The sequence below is a fragment of the Azospirillum sp. VT-I1 genome (assembly GCF_055698305.1).
Genome location: NZ_CP168802.1, coordinates 182,437 through 197,973, shown reverse-complemented (window position 1 = coordinate 197,973; position 15,537 = coordinate 182,437). Strand labels below are relative to the sequence as shown.

General features: G+C 69.0%; 13 protein-coding genes and 1 pseudogene. 3 read left to right on the top strand and 11 right to left on the bottom strand.

Annotation, left to right across the window (positions count from 1 at the left end; all coding sequences use genetic code 11):
- Positions 1-28 precede the first annotated feature (28 nt).
- The 3 genes from AB8P05_RS15005 to AB8P05_RS14995 are packed head-to-tail and all read left to right on the top strand — an operon-like array spanning position 29 to position 2,834.
- Positions 29-1,102: an ABC transporter ATP-binding protein gene (locus AB8P05_RS15005; protein ID WP_472760140.1), complete on the top strand. Its 1,074-nt coding sequence runs from the start codon at positions 29-31 to the stop codon at positions 1,100-1,102.
- The gene (locus tag AB8P05_RS15000) at positions 1,099-2,037 is read left to right on the top strand and encodes an ABC transporter permease (RefSeq protein ID WP_472759892.1); all 939 of its coding nucleotides are present in this window, start codon (positions 1,099-1,101) and stop codon (positions 2,035-2,037) included. Before AB8P05_RS15005 ends, AB8P05_RS15000 begins: the two co-directional genes overlap by 4 nt.
- Positions 2,034-2,834, top strand: coding sequence for an ABC transporter permease (locus tag AB8P05_RS14995; protein WP_472759891.1), 801 nt, complete (start codon positions 2,034-2,036; stop codon positions 2,832-2,834). The genes AB8P05_RS15000 and AB8P05_RS14995 overlap by 4 nt, the downstream gene beginning before the upstream one ends.
- Here the strand turns inward: AB8P05_RS14995 and AB8P05_RS14990 are convergent.
- The 11 genes and pseudogenes from AB8P05_RS14990 to AB8P05_RS14940 form a co-directional block, all read right to left on the bottom strand.
- Positions 2,792-3,103, bottom strand: coding sequence for a DUF3325 domain-containing protein (locus AB8P05_RS14990; protein WP_472759890.1), 312 nt, complete (start codon positions 3,101-3,103; stop codon positions 2,792-2,794). The genes AB8P05_RS14995 and AB8P05_RS14990 overlap by 43 nt on opposite strands.
- A pseudogene (locus tag AB8P05_RS14985) lies at positions 3,103-4,637 on the bottom strand (PepSY-associated TM helix domain-containing protein). Before AB8P05_RS14985 ends, AB8P05_RS14990 begins: the two are co-directional and overlap by 1 nt.
- Positions 4,638-4,771: 134 nt before the next feature.
- Positions 4,772-5,053, bottom strand: a complete 282-nt coding sequence (locus AB8P05_RS14980; protein ID WP_472759889.1) for a DUF3649 domain-containing protein — start codon at positions 5,051-5,053, stop codon at positions 4,772-4,774.
- Entirely contained in the window at positions 5,050-5,778 is a 729-nt protein-coding gene (locus AB8P05_RS14975; protein ID WP_472759888.1) for a DUF4198 domain-containing protein, read from the bottom strand. The genes AB8P05_RS14980 and AB8P05_RS14975 overlap by 4 nt, the downstream gene beginning before the upstream one ends.
- Positions 5,779-5,808: 30 nt before the next feature.
- Positions 5,809-8,304 carry a TonB-dependent siderophore receptor gene (locus AB8P05_RS14970; RefSeq protein ID WP_472759887.1) on the bottom strand — a complete coding sequence of 832 codons (2,496 nt, stop codon included), beginning with the start codon at positions 8,302-8,304 and terminating at the stop codon, positions 5,809-5,811.
- A 290-nt stretch (positions 8,305-8,594) separates the two neighbouring features.
- The gene (locus tag AB8P05_RS14965; protein WP_472759886.1) at positions 8,595-9,368 is read right to left on the bottom strand and encodes an SDR family NAD(P)-dependent oxidoreductase; all 774 of its coding nucleotides are present in this window, start codon (positions 9,366-9,368) and stop codon (positions 8,595-8,597) included.
- A gap of 77 nt (positions 9,369-9,445) precedes the next feature.
- Entirely contained in the window at positions 9,446-10,582 is a 1,137-nt protein-coding gene (locus tag AB8P05_RS14960) for an alpha-hydroxy acid oxidase (RefSeq protein ID WP_472759885.1), read from the bottom strand.
- 31 nt (positions 10,583-10,613) lie between these two features.
- The gene (locus AB8P05_RS14955) at positions 10,614-11,450 is read right to left on the bottom strand and encodes an IclR family transcriptional regulator (protein WP_455173193.1); all 837 of its coding nucleotides are present in this window, start codon (positions 11,448-11,450) and stop codon (positions 10,614-10,616) included.
- A 166-nt stretch (positions 11,451-11,616) separates the two neighbouring features.
- Positions 11,617-12,549 (bottom strand): dihydrodipicolinate synthase family protein, encoded by a 933-nt coding sequence (locus AB8P05_RS14950; protein WP_472759884.1) that lies wholly within the window; start codon positions 12,547-12,549, stop codon positions 11,617-11,619.
- 50 nt (positions 12,550-12,599) lie between these two features.
- Positions 12,600-14,366: an ABC transporter permease subunit gene (locus tag AB8P05_RS14945; RefSeq protein WP_472759883.1), complete on the bottom strand. Its 1,767-nt coding sequence runs from the start codon at positions 14,364-14,366 to the stop codon at positions 12,600-12,602.
- Between the two features lie 22 nt (positions 14,367-14,388).
- Entirely contained in the window at positions 14,389-15,516 is a 1,128-nt protein-coding gene (locus AB8P05_RS14940; RefSeq protein WP_455173190.1) for an ABC transporter ATP-binding protein, read from the bottom strand.
- Positions 15,517-15,537: the final 21 nt, after the last annotated feature.

Sequence of the window (15,537 nt, the reverse complement as noted above, 5' to 3'; positions counted from 1 at the left end):
GGGGATGAAGGGAAAGGGAGACGACGGCATGACTTATCTGGTTCTCGACCAACTGACCAAGCGCTTCGCCAACTGGACGGCGGTCGATCGCGTCTCGCTGACCGTCGAGAAGGGCGAGCTGATCTCGCTGCTGGGCCCGTCGGGCTGCGGCAAGACCACCACCTTGCAGATGATCGCCGGCTTCCTCGACGCCGACGGCGGCCGGGTGATGCTGGACGGCCAGGACCTGCTGGCGAAGAAGCCGAACGAGCGCGGGCTGGGCATCGTCTTCCAGAGCTACGCCCTGTTCCCCCACATGACCGCGGCGGAAAACGTCGCCTTCGGTCTGGAGATGCGCAAGGTCAACCGTGCCGACCGCGACCGCATGGTGGCGGACGCGCTGAAGCTGGTCGGGCTGGAGCAATATGGCGACCGCCATCCCCGCCGCATGTCCGGCGGCCAGCAGCAGCGCGTGGCGTTGGCGCGCGCCCTGGTCATCAAGCCGAGCCTTCTGCTGCTCGACGAACCGCTGTCCAATCTCGACGCAAAGATGCGCGAGGAGATGCAGATCGAGCTGCGCCGCATCCAGCGCACCGTCGGCACCACCATGATCCTGGTCACCCACGACCAGTCGGAGGCGATGGCCCTGTCCGACCGCGTGGTGGTGATGAACAAGGGCCGCGTCCAGCAGGTCGCCTCCCCGCAGGACGCCTACGACCGCCCGGCCAACGCCTTCGTCGCCAACTTCCTCGGCCGCACCAACCTGCTGCCGGGCATGGTCGGCAGTAGCGCGGCCGGGACCCTCATCACCGTGGCGGACAGCGTGTGGCCAGTGTCGCAGCCGGTGCCGCCCGGACCGGGCGCGCTGGCCGTCCGGCCGGAGAAGATCGGCTTTGTCGATGCCGGCGGCCTCAGCGGCACCGTGCTGGCCCGTGTCTTCCAGGGCACGCAATGGCTGTTCGAGATCGAGACCGCCGCCGGTCGCGTGATGGTGATCCGCCAGCATGACGGCTCTGCCCTGCCGGCGGAGCGCGAGCGGGTGATGATCGGCTGGCGTCCGCAGGACATGGCGGTGATGCCGGCCGATCCGGAGGCGGATGCGTCCGCCCGGGAGGCGGCATGAGCATGGCGGCCTCCACCGATACCCAACTGCAGGCGTCCGCCGCGACCCCCTCAACCCCCGCACCCCCGCCGCGCCGTCCGCGCCGCTGGCCCTGGGCGCCCTATCTGCTGAGCGCCCCCGGCCTTGCCCTGTTCGCGGTGCTGCTGCTGGTGCCGCTGGTGATGACCTTCCTTCTGTCGCTGAACAGCTTCAGCTTCTACGGCGGCATCGAGAATGTCTGGCAGCTCGGCAACTATGCCGACATCATCGCCGACAGCTATTTCCACGAGGTCTTCCTGCGCACCTTCCGCATCGCCGCGGTGGTGACGATCCTCTGCGCGGTGTTCGGCGCGCCGGAGGCCTACATCCTGCGCCGCATGAAATCACCCTGGCGCGGGCTCTGCCTGCTGATCGTGCTGGGGCCGCTGCTGATCTCGGTGGTGTCGCGCACGCTGGGCTGGGCGCTGCTGTTCGGCTCGACGGGTCTGGTCAACCAGGGTCTGATGGCGCTGGGGCTGATCGCGACGCCGATCGAGTTCATGTATACGGAGACCGGCGTCATCATCGCGCTGACCCATGTGCTGGTGCCCTTCATGGTTCTGTCGGTCTGGGCGTCGCTCCAGCGGCTTGACCCGCAGGTGGAGAATGCGGCGCTGTCGCTGGGCGCCGGGCCGCTGACGGTGATGCGCCGGGTGGTGCTGCCGCAGATCGTGCCGGGCATCCTGTCGGGCTCCATCATCGTCTTCGCGCTGGCGGCCAGCGCCTTCGCCACCCCGGCGATCATTGGCGGGCGGCGGCTGAAGGTGGCGGCGACGCTGGCTTATGACGAGTTCCTGAACACGCTGAACTGGCCGTTGGGCGCCACGGTGGCTGTGCTGCTGCTGGTCGCCAACATCGTCATCATCGTCGGCTGCAACCGGCTGGTCGAACGTCGCTACAAACAGGTGTTCGAATGAACCGCAACGGCCCGATCGCGCTGATCTTCCACGTCCTGTTCCTGGGCTTCCTGCTGGCGCCGATCCTGATCGTCTGCGCCGTGGCCTTCACCTCGCAAGGCTACCTGTCCTTGCCGACCGAGGGGCTGTCGCTGCGCTGGTTCCGCGCCATCGGCGACAATCCGGAATTCATCCGCGCCTTCAAGGACAGCCTGCTGCTGGGGGCGGTGTCGTCGACGCTGGCGATCCTGGTGGCGGTGCCGGCGGCACTCGCCATCGCGCGCCACCAGTTCTTCGGGCGCGAGGCGATCCAAGCGCTGTTTCTGTCGCCGCTGATGGTGCCGCACATCGTTCTCGGCATCGCCTTCCTGCGCTTCTTCACGATGATCGGGCTGGGCGGCACCTTCCTCGGGCTGGTGTTGAGCCACGTCATCATCATCCTGCCCTTCGCGCTGCGCCTGATCCTGGCGGCGTCCACCGGCATGGACCGCGCGGTGGAGAATGCGGCGGCGTCGCTCGGCGCCTCCTCCTGGACCTGCTTCCGCCGGGTGACGCTGCCGCTGATCCTGCCGGGCGTCGCCAGCGGCTGGGTGCTGGCCTTCATCAACAGCTTCGACGAGGTGACGATGACCGTCTTCATCGCCTCGCCGGAAACGACGACCCTGCCGGTGCGCCTGTTCCTCTACATCCAGGACAACATCGACCCGCTGGTCGCCGCGGTGTCGGCGGTTCTGATCTTCCTGACGGTCGCCGCCATGCTGGTGCTCGACCGCGTCTATGGGCTGGAACGGCTGCTGGTCGGCAAGGGCCGCGACTGAGCCGTTTTGGTAAGGCGGATGAGCGTGCAGAACACGACGCCCGCGGCGAGGCTGGTGTGGCCGCTGAACATGACGAGGCCGAGACCCCAGCCCTGCCGGTTCACCAGCACCCCCAGCGCCAGCAGCAGGGCGCTGCTCCCCGTGACGCGAAGGGCACGCGTCACGGCGGGTTGAAGACGGCGTCCGAACAGGTCGTGCTGCTGGCGCTCCATCGCCAGGGCCAGCGCCGCGAAGCCGGCGAGGCTCAGCGCGAAAGACAGCAGATGCATCATGACCGCCCCTCCTCCAGCGCGCCGCCGATGATGCCGGCCCGCCCTTTCGCGGGCACCGCCCGCAGCTTCGGCCGATGCCGGGCGGTGCGTAGCGCCAGCACCGCATGGAGTGCTGCCAGCGCCCAGCACATCAAATCCGTGCCGATGAACACCCAATCGCCCTGACCCAGGCTGTGCCACAGCGGCCGGTTCGTCGTGACGGTATTCAGCACCGGCAACAGGGCCAGCAGCGCCGCAGCCGCCCACAACTGCTCGATCCAGGCCGCCTTGGCCGGGCGCAGCACCGCATGGACCAGCGTCAGCGCCCAGACGGCGAAGAACAGGTGGATTTCCCAGGCCGCGCGCTCCGCCATGCCCGTCGGCAGCAGGCGGTTGCCCCACAGATAGGCCGTCATGGCGACCGACAGGCCGGCGATGCTGGCGATGTTCAGCCGCTCGACGATGCGGAAGCCGATATGGGGCCGCTCTGGGTCGGCCAGCTTCTGCCGGCGCTTCACCGTCGACATCACCAGCCCGGTCCCGACCATCGCCGTGCCCATCAGGCTGACGAGGAAATAGAGCCAGCGCGTCACCCCGTCGCTGAACCGCCCCAGATGCAGGGCATACAGCACGCCGCGTGTCTCGGCCGCCCCGCCCACGCTTTCGCGGACCTCCAGCAGCCGGCCGGTCGTGCCCTCGAACAGCATGTATTGCGGGCTCATGGAGACGCGGCCGGACTCGCCGCGCGCCACCGCCACGCGGGCGGTGGAATCGCCGGGATTGGTGGCGGTGACCCGGCCGACATTGTCGTGGCCCCAGCGCTCCTGCGCGTGGCGCACCATCTCCGCTACCGGGGCCAGCGGCACCGCCTGTCCGCTGGGCTTGCCCGGCTGGATGAAGGCGTTCAGCTCGGCGGTCATCTGCTGCCGTTCGACCTGCGTTTTGATCGCCATCTGCTCGCCCCAGGGCATGTAGAGCGCCATCAGCGTGACCAGCCCGGTGTAGGTGATCATGAAGTGGAAGGGCAGGCCGAACACCGACAGCGCGTTGTGCGCGTCGAGCCACGACCGCTGTCCCTTGCCGCCGCGGAAGGTGAAGAAATCGACGAAGATCTTCTTGTGGGTGATGACGCCGCTGACGATGGCGACCAGCATGAACATCGCCGCCGCCCCGGCGATCCACCGCCCCCACAGCGCCGGCATGTAGTGGAACTGGAAATGGAAGCGGTAGAAGAAGTCACCGCCCAGGGTGTCGCGCGCGGTCACCTTGCCGCCGGTGGCGGGATCGAACGCCGCCTCCCCGAAGGCCCGCCGGCCACCCTCCGCACCCGCTCCCCCGGCGCCGTGCGCCAGAAGGCGTAGACGCTGTTGGTGCGCGCATCCGGCAGGCGCATGCTCCATTGCGGGCTGCCGGGCACGCTGGCGACCAGTTCGTCGGCGATGCGCTGGGCGACCAGGGCCGGGTCGGGCAACTCCGCCTGATGGGCCAGCTCCGGCCGCATCCATTGCGACAGCTCGTCCTTGAAGTAGGACACCGTCCCGGTCAGGAACATGGCGTACAGCACCCAGCCCAGCAGCAGGCCGGCCCAGATGTGCAGGCCCGACATGCTCTGGCGGATGCCGCGGCCGGCGGGACGCTGCGCTTTATCGGTCTTCACGCTGTCCGTCTTCACGGGCCCTTTCCCCCTCACCAGACCGACCACGCCGCCGCCAGCAGCGGCACCGCCGCCGCCAGCAGTCCGGCCCAGGCCCGCAGCGCGCTGCGCGCCGCGAAGACCCAAACCACCGCGCCGGCATAGATCGCGAAGCTCGCCAGCATGCCGGTGAGCACCGCCTGCGGCTTGTCCATCGGCAATGCCAGCGCCGCCACGCTGCCGAGCGCCGCCAGCGCATAGCCGCCGAACAGCGCGGCGACGATGCGCGAGCAGAGCGGACCGACGCGGCGGACGCGGTCGACCAGCGGGGTCATTGGTGCGGCGCTGCCGCCGGACCGGCGGGAAGCGGCGGCAGGCCGTCGCCGTGGACGTAGGTCACGGTGGTGGCGTAGCTCACGGCGTCATAGCGCTCCGTGCCGTTGGCGCCCGGACGCTCGCCGGGGGTACGGTCGGTCAGGCTGACCTCGGCCACATAGGTGCCCTTCCACGGCAGGTCGAAGCTGACGATCCCCTGCTCGTCGGTATAGCCTTCCTTGGCCCAGCCGGACTGGGTGACCAGCGACACCTTGGTCTTCGCCTTGGGCTGGCCCTTGAAGAACAGCTTGAAGCGGCCGGGCTCGCCGGCGGGCACCAGATCCAGGGCCAGCTTCGGCTTCTGCTCGGCAAAGCCGGTGATCAGGCGCGCAGACGGGTGGTACCAGTTGGCGGTCTCCTTCCCGTTCTCCTTGCCGGGATAGAGCGGGTAGAGCGGGTCGTCGGCGACGATGCTCTCGCCCTCGCCGGCCTTGAAGGGCAGGGTGAAGCCGGTGGCGCTCTTGGCCGCCTCCGATGCCCGTTCACCCTTGGCGGAGACCAGCGTGCCGGCCGGCTTGACGAACTTGTCGAGCAGGCCGGGCGACGCTTCGCGCAGGTTCTCGCCGAACTCGCCGAAGCGGATCACCGCGTTCTGGCCGTCGGGCTGTTCGATCCAGATCTGGTGGGCGTTGGCGGGCGCCGCGAGCCCCAGCAGGGCAACGATGGCGATGGACAGTCTGTTCATGGCTAATCCACTGGATCGGGGAGAGGGGGATCAGAAATCGGCGGAAGCGGACAGCAGCACCGTGCGCGGCGCGCCGACGGTCACGTAGGTGCCGGTGGTCAGCCAATAATCCTTGTCGAACAGGTTCTCGACATTGGCGCGGAAGGTGACCGGCGTGCCGACGATGCTGGTGGCATAGCGCGCGCCGATGTCGAAGCGGGTCCAGCCGTCGAAGCGCAGGGTGTTGGCGTCGGTCAGGTAGGAGCCGGAGGTGTAGATCACCCGTCCGTTGAGGGCGAGGCCCTGGACCCACGGGGTTTCCCAATCCAGGCCGGCCGAGAAGGTCTTGTCCGGCACGCCGGCGGCATCGTTGCCCTGCACCGCGGCGGTGGCGGTGCGCGTCAGCTTCGGGTCCATGAAGGCGGCGCTGGCCATGCCGCGCAGGCCGGGCAGGATTTCGCCATAGACCGACAGCTCCAGGCCGCGGTTGCGCTGCTCGCCGTCATAGGCAAGCTCGTTGGCGGCATTGCGGATCGAGTTCGGCTTGGTCAGCTGGAACACCGCCGCCGTGGTGGTGACCGAACCCCAGTCGACTTTGACGCCGGCCTCATACTGCTTCGACTTGAAGGGGGCCAGAACCGCGCCGGTGTTGGCATAGCCGGCGCCGACCACGGTGCCGCGCGTCAGCCCCTCGGCATAGTTCGCGTAGACCGAGACGTTGGACAGCGGCTTGACCACCAGCCCCGCCAGCGGCGAGGTCGCGCTGGCGTCGTAGGTGCCGGTCTGCAGGCCGGTCGCGGTGCTGAAGCTGTCGACATGCACCTTCTGGCGGCGGGCGCCAAGCGTCAGCATCACCCGGTCGTCCAGCACCGACAGGGTGTCGGCCAGCGCGAAGCTGGTCAGTGTGGTTTCCGCCGACTTGCGTGCCGAGGTGCGGGCCGCCGTGATGACCGGCAGCGGCGACGGGTTGTAGATGTTCGACAGGGCGGAGCCGGCCGACTGGATGTAGGCGTTGCCCTCGTCGCGCTTGAAGCCGGTGTAGCCGACATTCAGAGAGTGATGGACCGGGCCGGTCTCGAACCGCCAGCGGGCGCCCGCGGTGCCGGTGACCGTGCGCGAGTAGGAATCGTAATAGGCGTTGCGGACCGTGAAGTTGCCCAGCGCGTTCACCGCGGTGGTCGAGCTGGGGAAGGTCTGGTCGTTCTCGCCCTTGCGGTAGCCGATGCCGGCATAGGCGGTCAGGCTGTCGGTCAGGTCCACCTCGATGTTGGAGGCGACGGTGACGTCCTTCTGCACCAGCACGGTGCCGGGATACCAGTTGCTGCGCGCGTCGGGCGGGGAGGGAATGGCGGTTGTGGTCGGCAGCAGGCTGATCTGCGGACGGAAATTGTCGGTGTCGTCACGCTGGGTGATGGCGTCCATCGACCAGCGCAGCCGCTCGCCGCGGTAATCGACCGCCAGGGCGCCCAGGCCGGAGCGGAGGTTGCCGCCGTCGACCGACGCCTCGCCGTTGCGCATCAGTCCGTTGAAGCGGACGCCCCATTCCTTGTTCTCGCCGAACCGGCGGCCGACATCCACATGCGCGGTCAGGTTGGCGTCGCTCATGTAGGTGGTGGTGACGCGGGTCAGCGGCTCGTCGCCGGCGCGCTTGGCAAGGATGTTGATGCCGCCGCCGATGCTGCCGCCGGGGGCGATGCCGTTGGCCAGCGCGCCCGGCCCCTTCAGCAGCTCGATCCGCTCGACGATCTGTGCCGGCACGCGGTTGGACGACACCAGACCGAACATGCCGTTGAAGCCGACGTCGCCGGCACCCACCGCATAGCCGCGGATCTGGAAGGTGTCGTCGAAGCCGTTGCTGCCGGTGGTCAGCCGCACCGAGGCGTCGTTGATCAGCGTGTCGGCCGCGGTGCGCGCCTGCTGGTTCTCGATCAGCTCGGATGTGTAGTTGACCGTGCTGAAGGGCGTGTCCATGACGTCGCGGCTGCCCAGCAGGCCGATCGACCCGCCGCGCGCCACCTGCCCGCCGGCATAGGGCTGCGCCAGCCCGCCGGGCATCATCCCGTTGGCCGTCACCTGCAGGGCCGGCAGGGTCGTGCTGTCCGCGGCTGCGGCCGGGGCGGCGGCCGGAGCAGCCGCGCTCTGCGCGACCAGGGTATAGCCCGATCCCGCGCGGGCGATGCCGTAACTGCTGCCTGCCAGCAGGCGGCGGAAGCCGTCCTCCACCGTGGTGGAGCCTTTCAGGCCGGGGGAGGTCTTGCCGCGGACCGCCGCAGGGTCCGCCTGCACCGTCACGCCGGCCTGTGCGGCGAAGCGGCTCAGCGCCTCGGCCAGCGGGCCTGCGGGAATGTCGGCGTTGACGGTGGCCGCCGCCGTCTGGGCATGGGCCACGGGCGCGAAGACCGCGCTGCCGGTCAGAACGGCGGCGGCCAGCCCGGCCGCGACGGCGGCGGGGCGCAGGCCGGATTTGCGGGCTTCAGGCGCGGCTGATCGGTCGCCACACGGATGGGCGGTGTGGCGGACGGCGGCCTTGCCGCGAACTCGTTTCATGCTGTCGGCTCCCCTGCCAAACGATGCCTTCGGCACGACATCGGCGGCCGGCGCGGTTCCCCCCAGGCCGGTCGGATGTCGATGCTAAATTAGAGAATGCGTATCACTCGCATCGATAATGCGAATCGTTCGCACTATAAGCACCGATTCTTGCTGGGCGCAACAGATGTCTGGCTTCGTTGATTTTTTCCGGGACATGCCGGTGGCGGGGCCAAAAAAACGGGCGCCGCCGGTTGCAGGTCCGGCGGCGCCCATCTCGATCGGCGATATGCTGTGCGCGAAACTGCGCGTCAGGCCGGCGTTTCGCGGTGGATCTTGAAGGGCGACCAGGACTGGCTGACCGGCATGATCTCCACGCTGTTGATGTTGACGTGGGGCGGCAGCGACACCACCCAGCGCACCGTCTCGGCGATGTCCTCGGGCTGCAGCGGGTTGGCCCCGGCATAGAGCGCATCATAGGCCGCCTTGTCGCCGCCGGTGCGCACCAGCGTGAACTCGCTTTCCGCCAGCCCCGGCTCGATGGAGGTCACGCGCACGCCATGCGCCGACAGGTCGCTGCGCAGGCCGAGCGAGAACTGCTTCACGAAGGCCTTGGTGCCGCCATAGACGTTGCCGCCTGGATAGGGCCAGCTGGAGGCGACGGAGGCGAGGTTGACGATCAGCCCGCGCTGCGCGATCAGCCGGTCCAGCAGCAGCCGGGTGATCGTCACCAGCCCGGTGACGTTGGTGTCGATCATGGTTCGCCACTGCTCGAGGTCGCAGTCCTGCGCCGCTTTGGTGCCCAGCGCCAGCCCGGCATTGTTGACCAGCACCGAGATGTCGGCGAAGCCGTCCGGCAGGGACGCCAGTGCGGCGCGCGTCGCCTCCTCGTCCCGGATGTCGAAGCACAGCGGATGCACCACCGTCGGCCCGCCCAGCGCCTGGACCAGCGCGTCCAACCGGTCCTGCCGCCGGCCGGTGGCGACGATCCGCCATCCCTCAGCCACCAGACGCCGGGCGATGGCATCGCCGAATCCGGAGGTTGCGCCGGTGACGATCGCCGTTTTTGGGGCGTTGTTCGACATTGTGCGATCTTTCCTCATGACGTTGGAGGCATCTGACTGATGCGCCACAGTATCATAAGCTTCGGAAAGATCTCCCCTTACCCCCGCAACTCCGCAACTGTGCGGCAGCCGAGCAGGGCCATGGTCCGGTCCAACTCGTCCTGCAGGATCGCCAGCGCATGCTCCGCTCCCGCCTGTCCGCCGGCGGCGAGCCCGAACAGCGGCGCCCGGCCGAGCAGCACCGCCGCCGCTCCCGCGGCCAGCAGCTTCGCGGCGTCGCTGCCGCGCCGCACGCCGCTGTCGGCCAGCACCGTCATCCGGCCGCCGACCGCATCCATGATGCGCGGCAAGACGGTCAGCGGCGACGGCGCGCAGTCCAGGTTGCGCCCGCCATGGTTCGACACCACGATGGCCTCGACCCCGGACTCGGCTGCGCGCAACGCGTCCTCCGGCGCCAGCAGGCCCTTCAGGATGATCCGCCCGGCCCAGCGGCGGCGCAGTTCCACCACGTCGTCCCAGCTCACCCGGTCGCACAGCCTGATCGGGTCATGCGCCGTGGCGTCGGTGATGCGGGTGCGGAACCGCTCCGGATAATGGGCGTAGCCGGGCCAGCCGCCATTGGCCAGCAGGCGCAGCAGCACGCCGGCCGCCCAGGCCGGATGGCGCGCCACGTCCAGCGCGCCGCGCAGGGACGGCACCACCGGCACGTTGAAGCCGTTGTGTCGGTTATACTCGCGTTTCGGCGAAACGGCGGTGTCCACCGTCAGGATCAGCGTATCGACGCCGCAGGCGGCGACCCGGTCGAGCAGGGCGTGGGTCAGGCTGCGGTCGCGCCAGACATAGAGCTGGAACCACAGCTCCGCCCCGGACTCGGCGATCCTCTCGATGCTGGTGATCGACTGGGTCGAGACGCAGAAGGGGATGCCGGCGGCGCGGGCGGCCCGCGCCAGCAGAACCTCTCCGTCATAGCGGACCAGACCGGCGGCGGCGGTGGGCGCGATGACGAAGGGCAGCGGGCGCTCGCGGCCGAACAGCGTCACGCCGGTGTGGCGTTCGCTGCAATCGACCAGCACCCGCGGCGTCAACTCCGCCTGCTCGAAGCTTTGGCGCAGCCGGCGCAGGGAGGATTCGTCCTCGGTGCCGCGGTCGATGTACTCGAACAGGCCGCGCGGCAGGAAGCGGCGGGCGCGCCGGCGCAGCTCGTCGATGTTCAGGCATGCCTGATGGGCCGCCATGGGGGTCAACCGCCTTCTGTGGGATGCGGCGCTATCGGGAATAGCTGCCGAATTTGTGGACGGAGATGGAGGCCGCCGCCACCTGCACATGGCGGGCAAGCTCCTGTTCGACCTGCTCCGGCGTCCAGCGGGTGGCGGGCACGGAGATGCTGAGGCCGGCGACCGCGCGGCCATGCTCGTCGGTGATGGCGGCGCCGACGGAGATGTCGCCCATCACCGTCTCGTTGGTCAGCAGGGCATAGCCCTTCTCGCCGGCCTCGCGCACGCGGGCGCGCAGCCGGTCGGGGTCGCAGACGGTGAAGGGGGTCAGCGGGCGCAGGTCGGTGCGGGCCAGGATGTCCTCCCGCTCCTCCTCCGACAGGCGCGACAGGATGGCGGTGCCGGACGCCGTGTAATAGGCGGGCAGGCGGCTGCCGACCATGAACTCGATGTTGACCAGATGCTTGCCGGGGAAGCGGGCGACGAAGACGATCTCGGCGCCGTCCAGTTCCTGCAGGTTGGTGGTCTCGCCGACGCTGCGGCTGATGTCGAGAAGATAGGGAAAGGCCTTCTCGATCAGCTCGTTGGCCCGCAGGTAGTTGTAGGAGAACTGCAGCAGCTTCGGCGTCAGCGCATAGTTGCGCGTGCCGTGGACGCGGCGCAGATAGCCCAGCACCTCCAGCGTATAGACCAGCCGCTGGGCGGCGCTGCGGTCCAGGTTGGCGGCCTTGGCGATCTCCGACAGCGGCATCTGCCGGTGCGGCCCGTCGAAGGCATGCAGGATCTGGAAGGTCTTCTCGGTCGAGCCGACGAACAGCGAGGAGTCGCGCGGGTCGGCCTTCCTGGTGTCCGGCTCCCCTGCCGCCGCAGCCGGGCCAATATCCGTCACGGTTCCTTCCGCCTTCGGCGTCCGTCCTGCTGTCCGCGTCATCGGCAATCCCCCAAGGCTTCTTCATCCGGCCGGGCCAGCGCCTTCACGCCATCGCCCGGCGCCTCCCGCGCTAACGCATAGCATCCGGCGGACCGATTGCCACGCGTCGCGCGGTTGCCACCGATCATACCGGCTGGGCGGCCGGCATTCCCTCATAGGTGACGAGCAGGCGCGACAGCTCGCGCCGCAGCGACCGCTTCAGCGGCTCGGCCGGTTCGCGCAGCGGCGCCAGCATCGCCGGGGCATCGACGCCGATCAGGTCCATCACCGACTTCATCGGGCCGGGGTTGGTCTCGGCGAAGGCCATGTTCATCATCGGGATCAGCGTGCGGTGGATCTCCAGCGCCTTGTCGAGCTTGCCGGTGGAGGCGAGGTCGTGGATCAGACGCCACGCCCGCGGCAGCAGGTTGGCCGTCACCACGATGCCGCCCTTGGCCCCGGCCGCCACCTGCAGCGGGAACAGCGTGTCCTCGCCGCTCAGCACCGCGAAGGAGGGGTCCACCCCCGCCACCGTGCGCAGGAAATGGTACATGTCGGTGTTGCAGGCCTTCATTCCGACGATCCGCTCGTGCCGCGACAGCTCGTGCAGGATCTCCGGATCGATGGCGATGCGGGTGCGGTAGGGGATCTCGTAGATCAGGATCGGCACCGGCGATTCGTCGGCATAGCGCAGGAAATAGTCGCGGATGCCGGCCTGCGTCGGGTTGGTGTAGTAGGGGGTCAGCACCAGCAGCCCGTCCACGCCCGCCGCCGCGAAATCGCGGCCGGCCGACAGCGCGTCGTAATAGCCGGTGTCGAGCACGCCTGCGATCACCGGGCCGCGCTTCTCTCCGGCGCCGGCCATCGCCTCGACCGACAGCTCGGCGAAGCGGATGCGCTGGTCCTTCGCCAGCGCGCCATACTCGCCGGTGCCGCCGAGCGGGACCAGCCCGTCGATCCCCTGGCGGAACAGCCAGGAGAACAGCGCCCGCGAGGCCGCGACGTCGATGGTGCCGTCGGCTGTCACCGGCGTCGGGGTGGCGGGCAGAATGCCGCGAAGCTTCGTGGCGTCAAGCATGTCTTGTCCTTGGAAGAAACGGGTGGTGAAAGGCGGTCGCGGAGCCGGTCTCAGCCGGCGAGGCTGCGCCGGCGCAGCCGGTCCGCGACATAGATCAGGGTGGCGACGAACAGCAGCAGCCCGGTCGACACCGCCGCGATGACGGGGGAGACCTGCAGCGTCACCTCGTCCCAGAACTGCTTGGGCAGCGTGGCGCTCAGCCCGCCCGAGGAGAACAGGGAGATGGTCAGCTCGTCGAAGGAGGTGGCGAAGGCGAACAGGAAGGAGGACAGCATGCCGGCCCCCAGGATCGGGAAGGTGACGTGCCGCAGCGCCGCCAGCGGCCGGGCGCCCAGGCTCTGCGCCGCAAGGTCGAGCCGGGTGTCGTAGTTGCGCAGCACCGCCATCATCGTCATCACCACATAGGGCACGGCGACCACCGTGTGGCCGATGACCAGACCCAGCACGGTGCCGACCAGCCCCATCTGGGCGAAGACATAGAACATGCCGACGGCGATGATCATGCGCGGCACGACGATGGGCGACAGGATGAAGGCCAGCATGGCGCCCTTGCCCCGCATCTGGCTGCGCACCATCAGGAAGGCGGCGGGAACGCCGATCGCCATCGACAAGAGGCCGGTGCCGAACGCCACCACGATGGACCGCCACAGCGCCTGCATCCAGATCGGCGAGTCCAGCAGCTGTTCGTACCATTGCAGCGTGAAGCCCGACGGCGGCCAGGCGAGGCCGCCCTTGCCGAAGGACAGCGGGATCATCAGGAAGGCGGGCAGGCTGATCAGCACCAGCAGCATCCAGACGAAGGCGGTCAGCGCCACCGGCTTCTCGGACCGGCCGCGGATGGGGTGGCGGCGCGGCAGCAGGCCGATCAGTGCATCGCTCGCCGAGCCGAGTGCGGCCAGCACGCGCCCACCCAGCCGCCGCATGGCGGTGTCGCGGTTGCGCACCACGGCGCTCTCCCCGGTCAGCGAGGCGAAGCCGAAGACGCGGTCGTACAGCACGAACACCACCAGCACGACCGTCAGCAGCAGGACCGAGATGGCGCCGGCCAGACCCCAGTTCAGCGTCTGCTGCACCTGGTCGATGATAAGCTGGGTGATCATCGTCTCCTTCCGGCCGCCCAGCAGGGCGGGCACGATGAAGAAGCCGATGGCCGACACGAAGACCATGATCGCCGCGGCGGCAACACCCGGCAGCGACAGCGGGAAATAGACGGTCCAGAAGGCGGTGCCGGGCTTTGCTCCCAGCGTGCCGGCGGCGCGCGGCAGGGTGCGGTCGATGTTCTCCATCACCGCCAGCATGGTCATCACCGCCAGCGGCAGCATGGCGTGCACCATGCCGACCAGCACGGCGCCGAAGCCGTAGAGCAGGTCGGCCGGGCGGTCGATGATGCCCAGCGACATCAGCGTGCTGTTGACCACGCCGTTGCGGCCGAGGATGACGACCCAGGCGAAGGCGCGCACCAGGAAGCTGGTCCAGAAGGACAGCAGCACCCAGAAGATCAGCCGGCGCTTCGCCGGCCCCTTGGCGATGGAGATCAGGTAGGCGACCGGATAGGCCGCGACCACCGCGACCAGCGTCGTCGCCAGCGAGATCTTCAGCGTGATCCACAGGACGGTGACGTAGAGGCTGGAGGCGAACAGCTGCGCATAGGGTGCCAGCGTGAAGCCCTGCCCGTTGTGGACGCTGAGCATCAGCAGCTGCCCGACCGGGAAGACCAGGAAGGCGACGAGCAGCAGGACGAGCGGGGCGCCCATCAGCACCGGCTTGCGCCAGGCCGGCGGGGGCGAGTGGCGTTTGGCGCCAAGGGATTGGGTCATGGCCATGGACTGTCCGCTCATCTCACGCCGTCCCGGCCGCGCGGGCGCTGTCGGCGATCTTGTCGGCGATCACCACGGCATCGCGCCCGCTCCAGGACAGCGTCAGCACGTCGTCGATGCGCACCGCGTCGGTCTCGTTGCGGGTGGGGAAGGCGGCGACCAGCGGCGGCAGCTTGCCGTCCAGCGGCTCCATGTAGACCTTGGTCAGGCTGCCGGTCACCATCACCTCCGACACCCGGCCCTGCAGGCCGCCGGCACCGGTTCCGGCCCCGCGCGCGACGGTCAGGTTCTGCGGCCGCACCATCACGCGCACCTCGGTGCCCGGCGGCAGGTCGTTGCCGTTGGCGAGCGCCCGGCCAGGAATGCCCTGAGTGCCTAGCCCGATCTCCACCTCGTCGCCGCTGCGGCTGCGGAGTGCCGCGGGCAGGATGTTGGATTCGCCCAGGAAATCGGCGACGAACAGCGAGCGCGGACGGAAATACAGGTCGGCCGGCGTGCCCAGCTGTTCGATCCGCCCGGCATTCATCAGGCAGATGCGGTCTGACATCGTCATCGCCTCTTCCTGGTCGTGGGTGACGTAGACGACCGTCGTTCCCATCTCGCGGTGCAGGCGCTTGATTTCCAGCTGCATGTGCTCGCGCAGCTTCTTGTCGAGCGCGCCCAGCGGCTCGTCCATCAGGATGATCGACGGCTTGTAGACCATGCAGCGGGCAAGGGCGACGCGCTGCTGCTGGCCGCCCGACAGCTCACGAGGGTAACGGCCGGCGATGTGCGGCAGATGCACCATCTCCAGCGCCTCGCGCGCCCGCCGCTTGGCGTCCGCCGCTCCCACCTTCCGCATCTTCAGCGGGAAGGCGATGTTCTCCTCGATGGTCATGTGGGGGAAGAGCGCGTAGTTCTGGAACACCACGCCGATGTCGCGCTCATAGGGCGGGGCATAGGTGACGTCCTGCGACCCGATGCGCACGCTTCCCTCGTCGGGCGGCACCAGCCCGGCCAGCAGGCTGAGCAGCGTCGTCTTGCCGGAGCCCGACGGGCCGAGCAGCGTCAGGAATTCGCCGTCGGCGACGACGAGATCCGTCGGGGCGAGCGCCACGAAGTCGCCGTAGCGCTTGGCAAGGCCCTGGACGGAAAGGCTGGAAGAAGACATGCGCGCCTCCTCGCGAAGGGG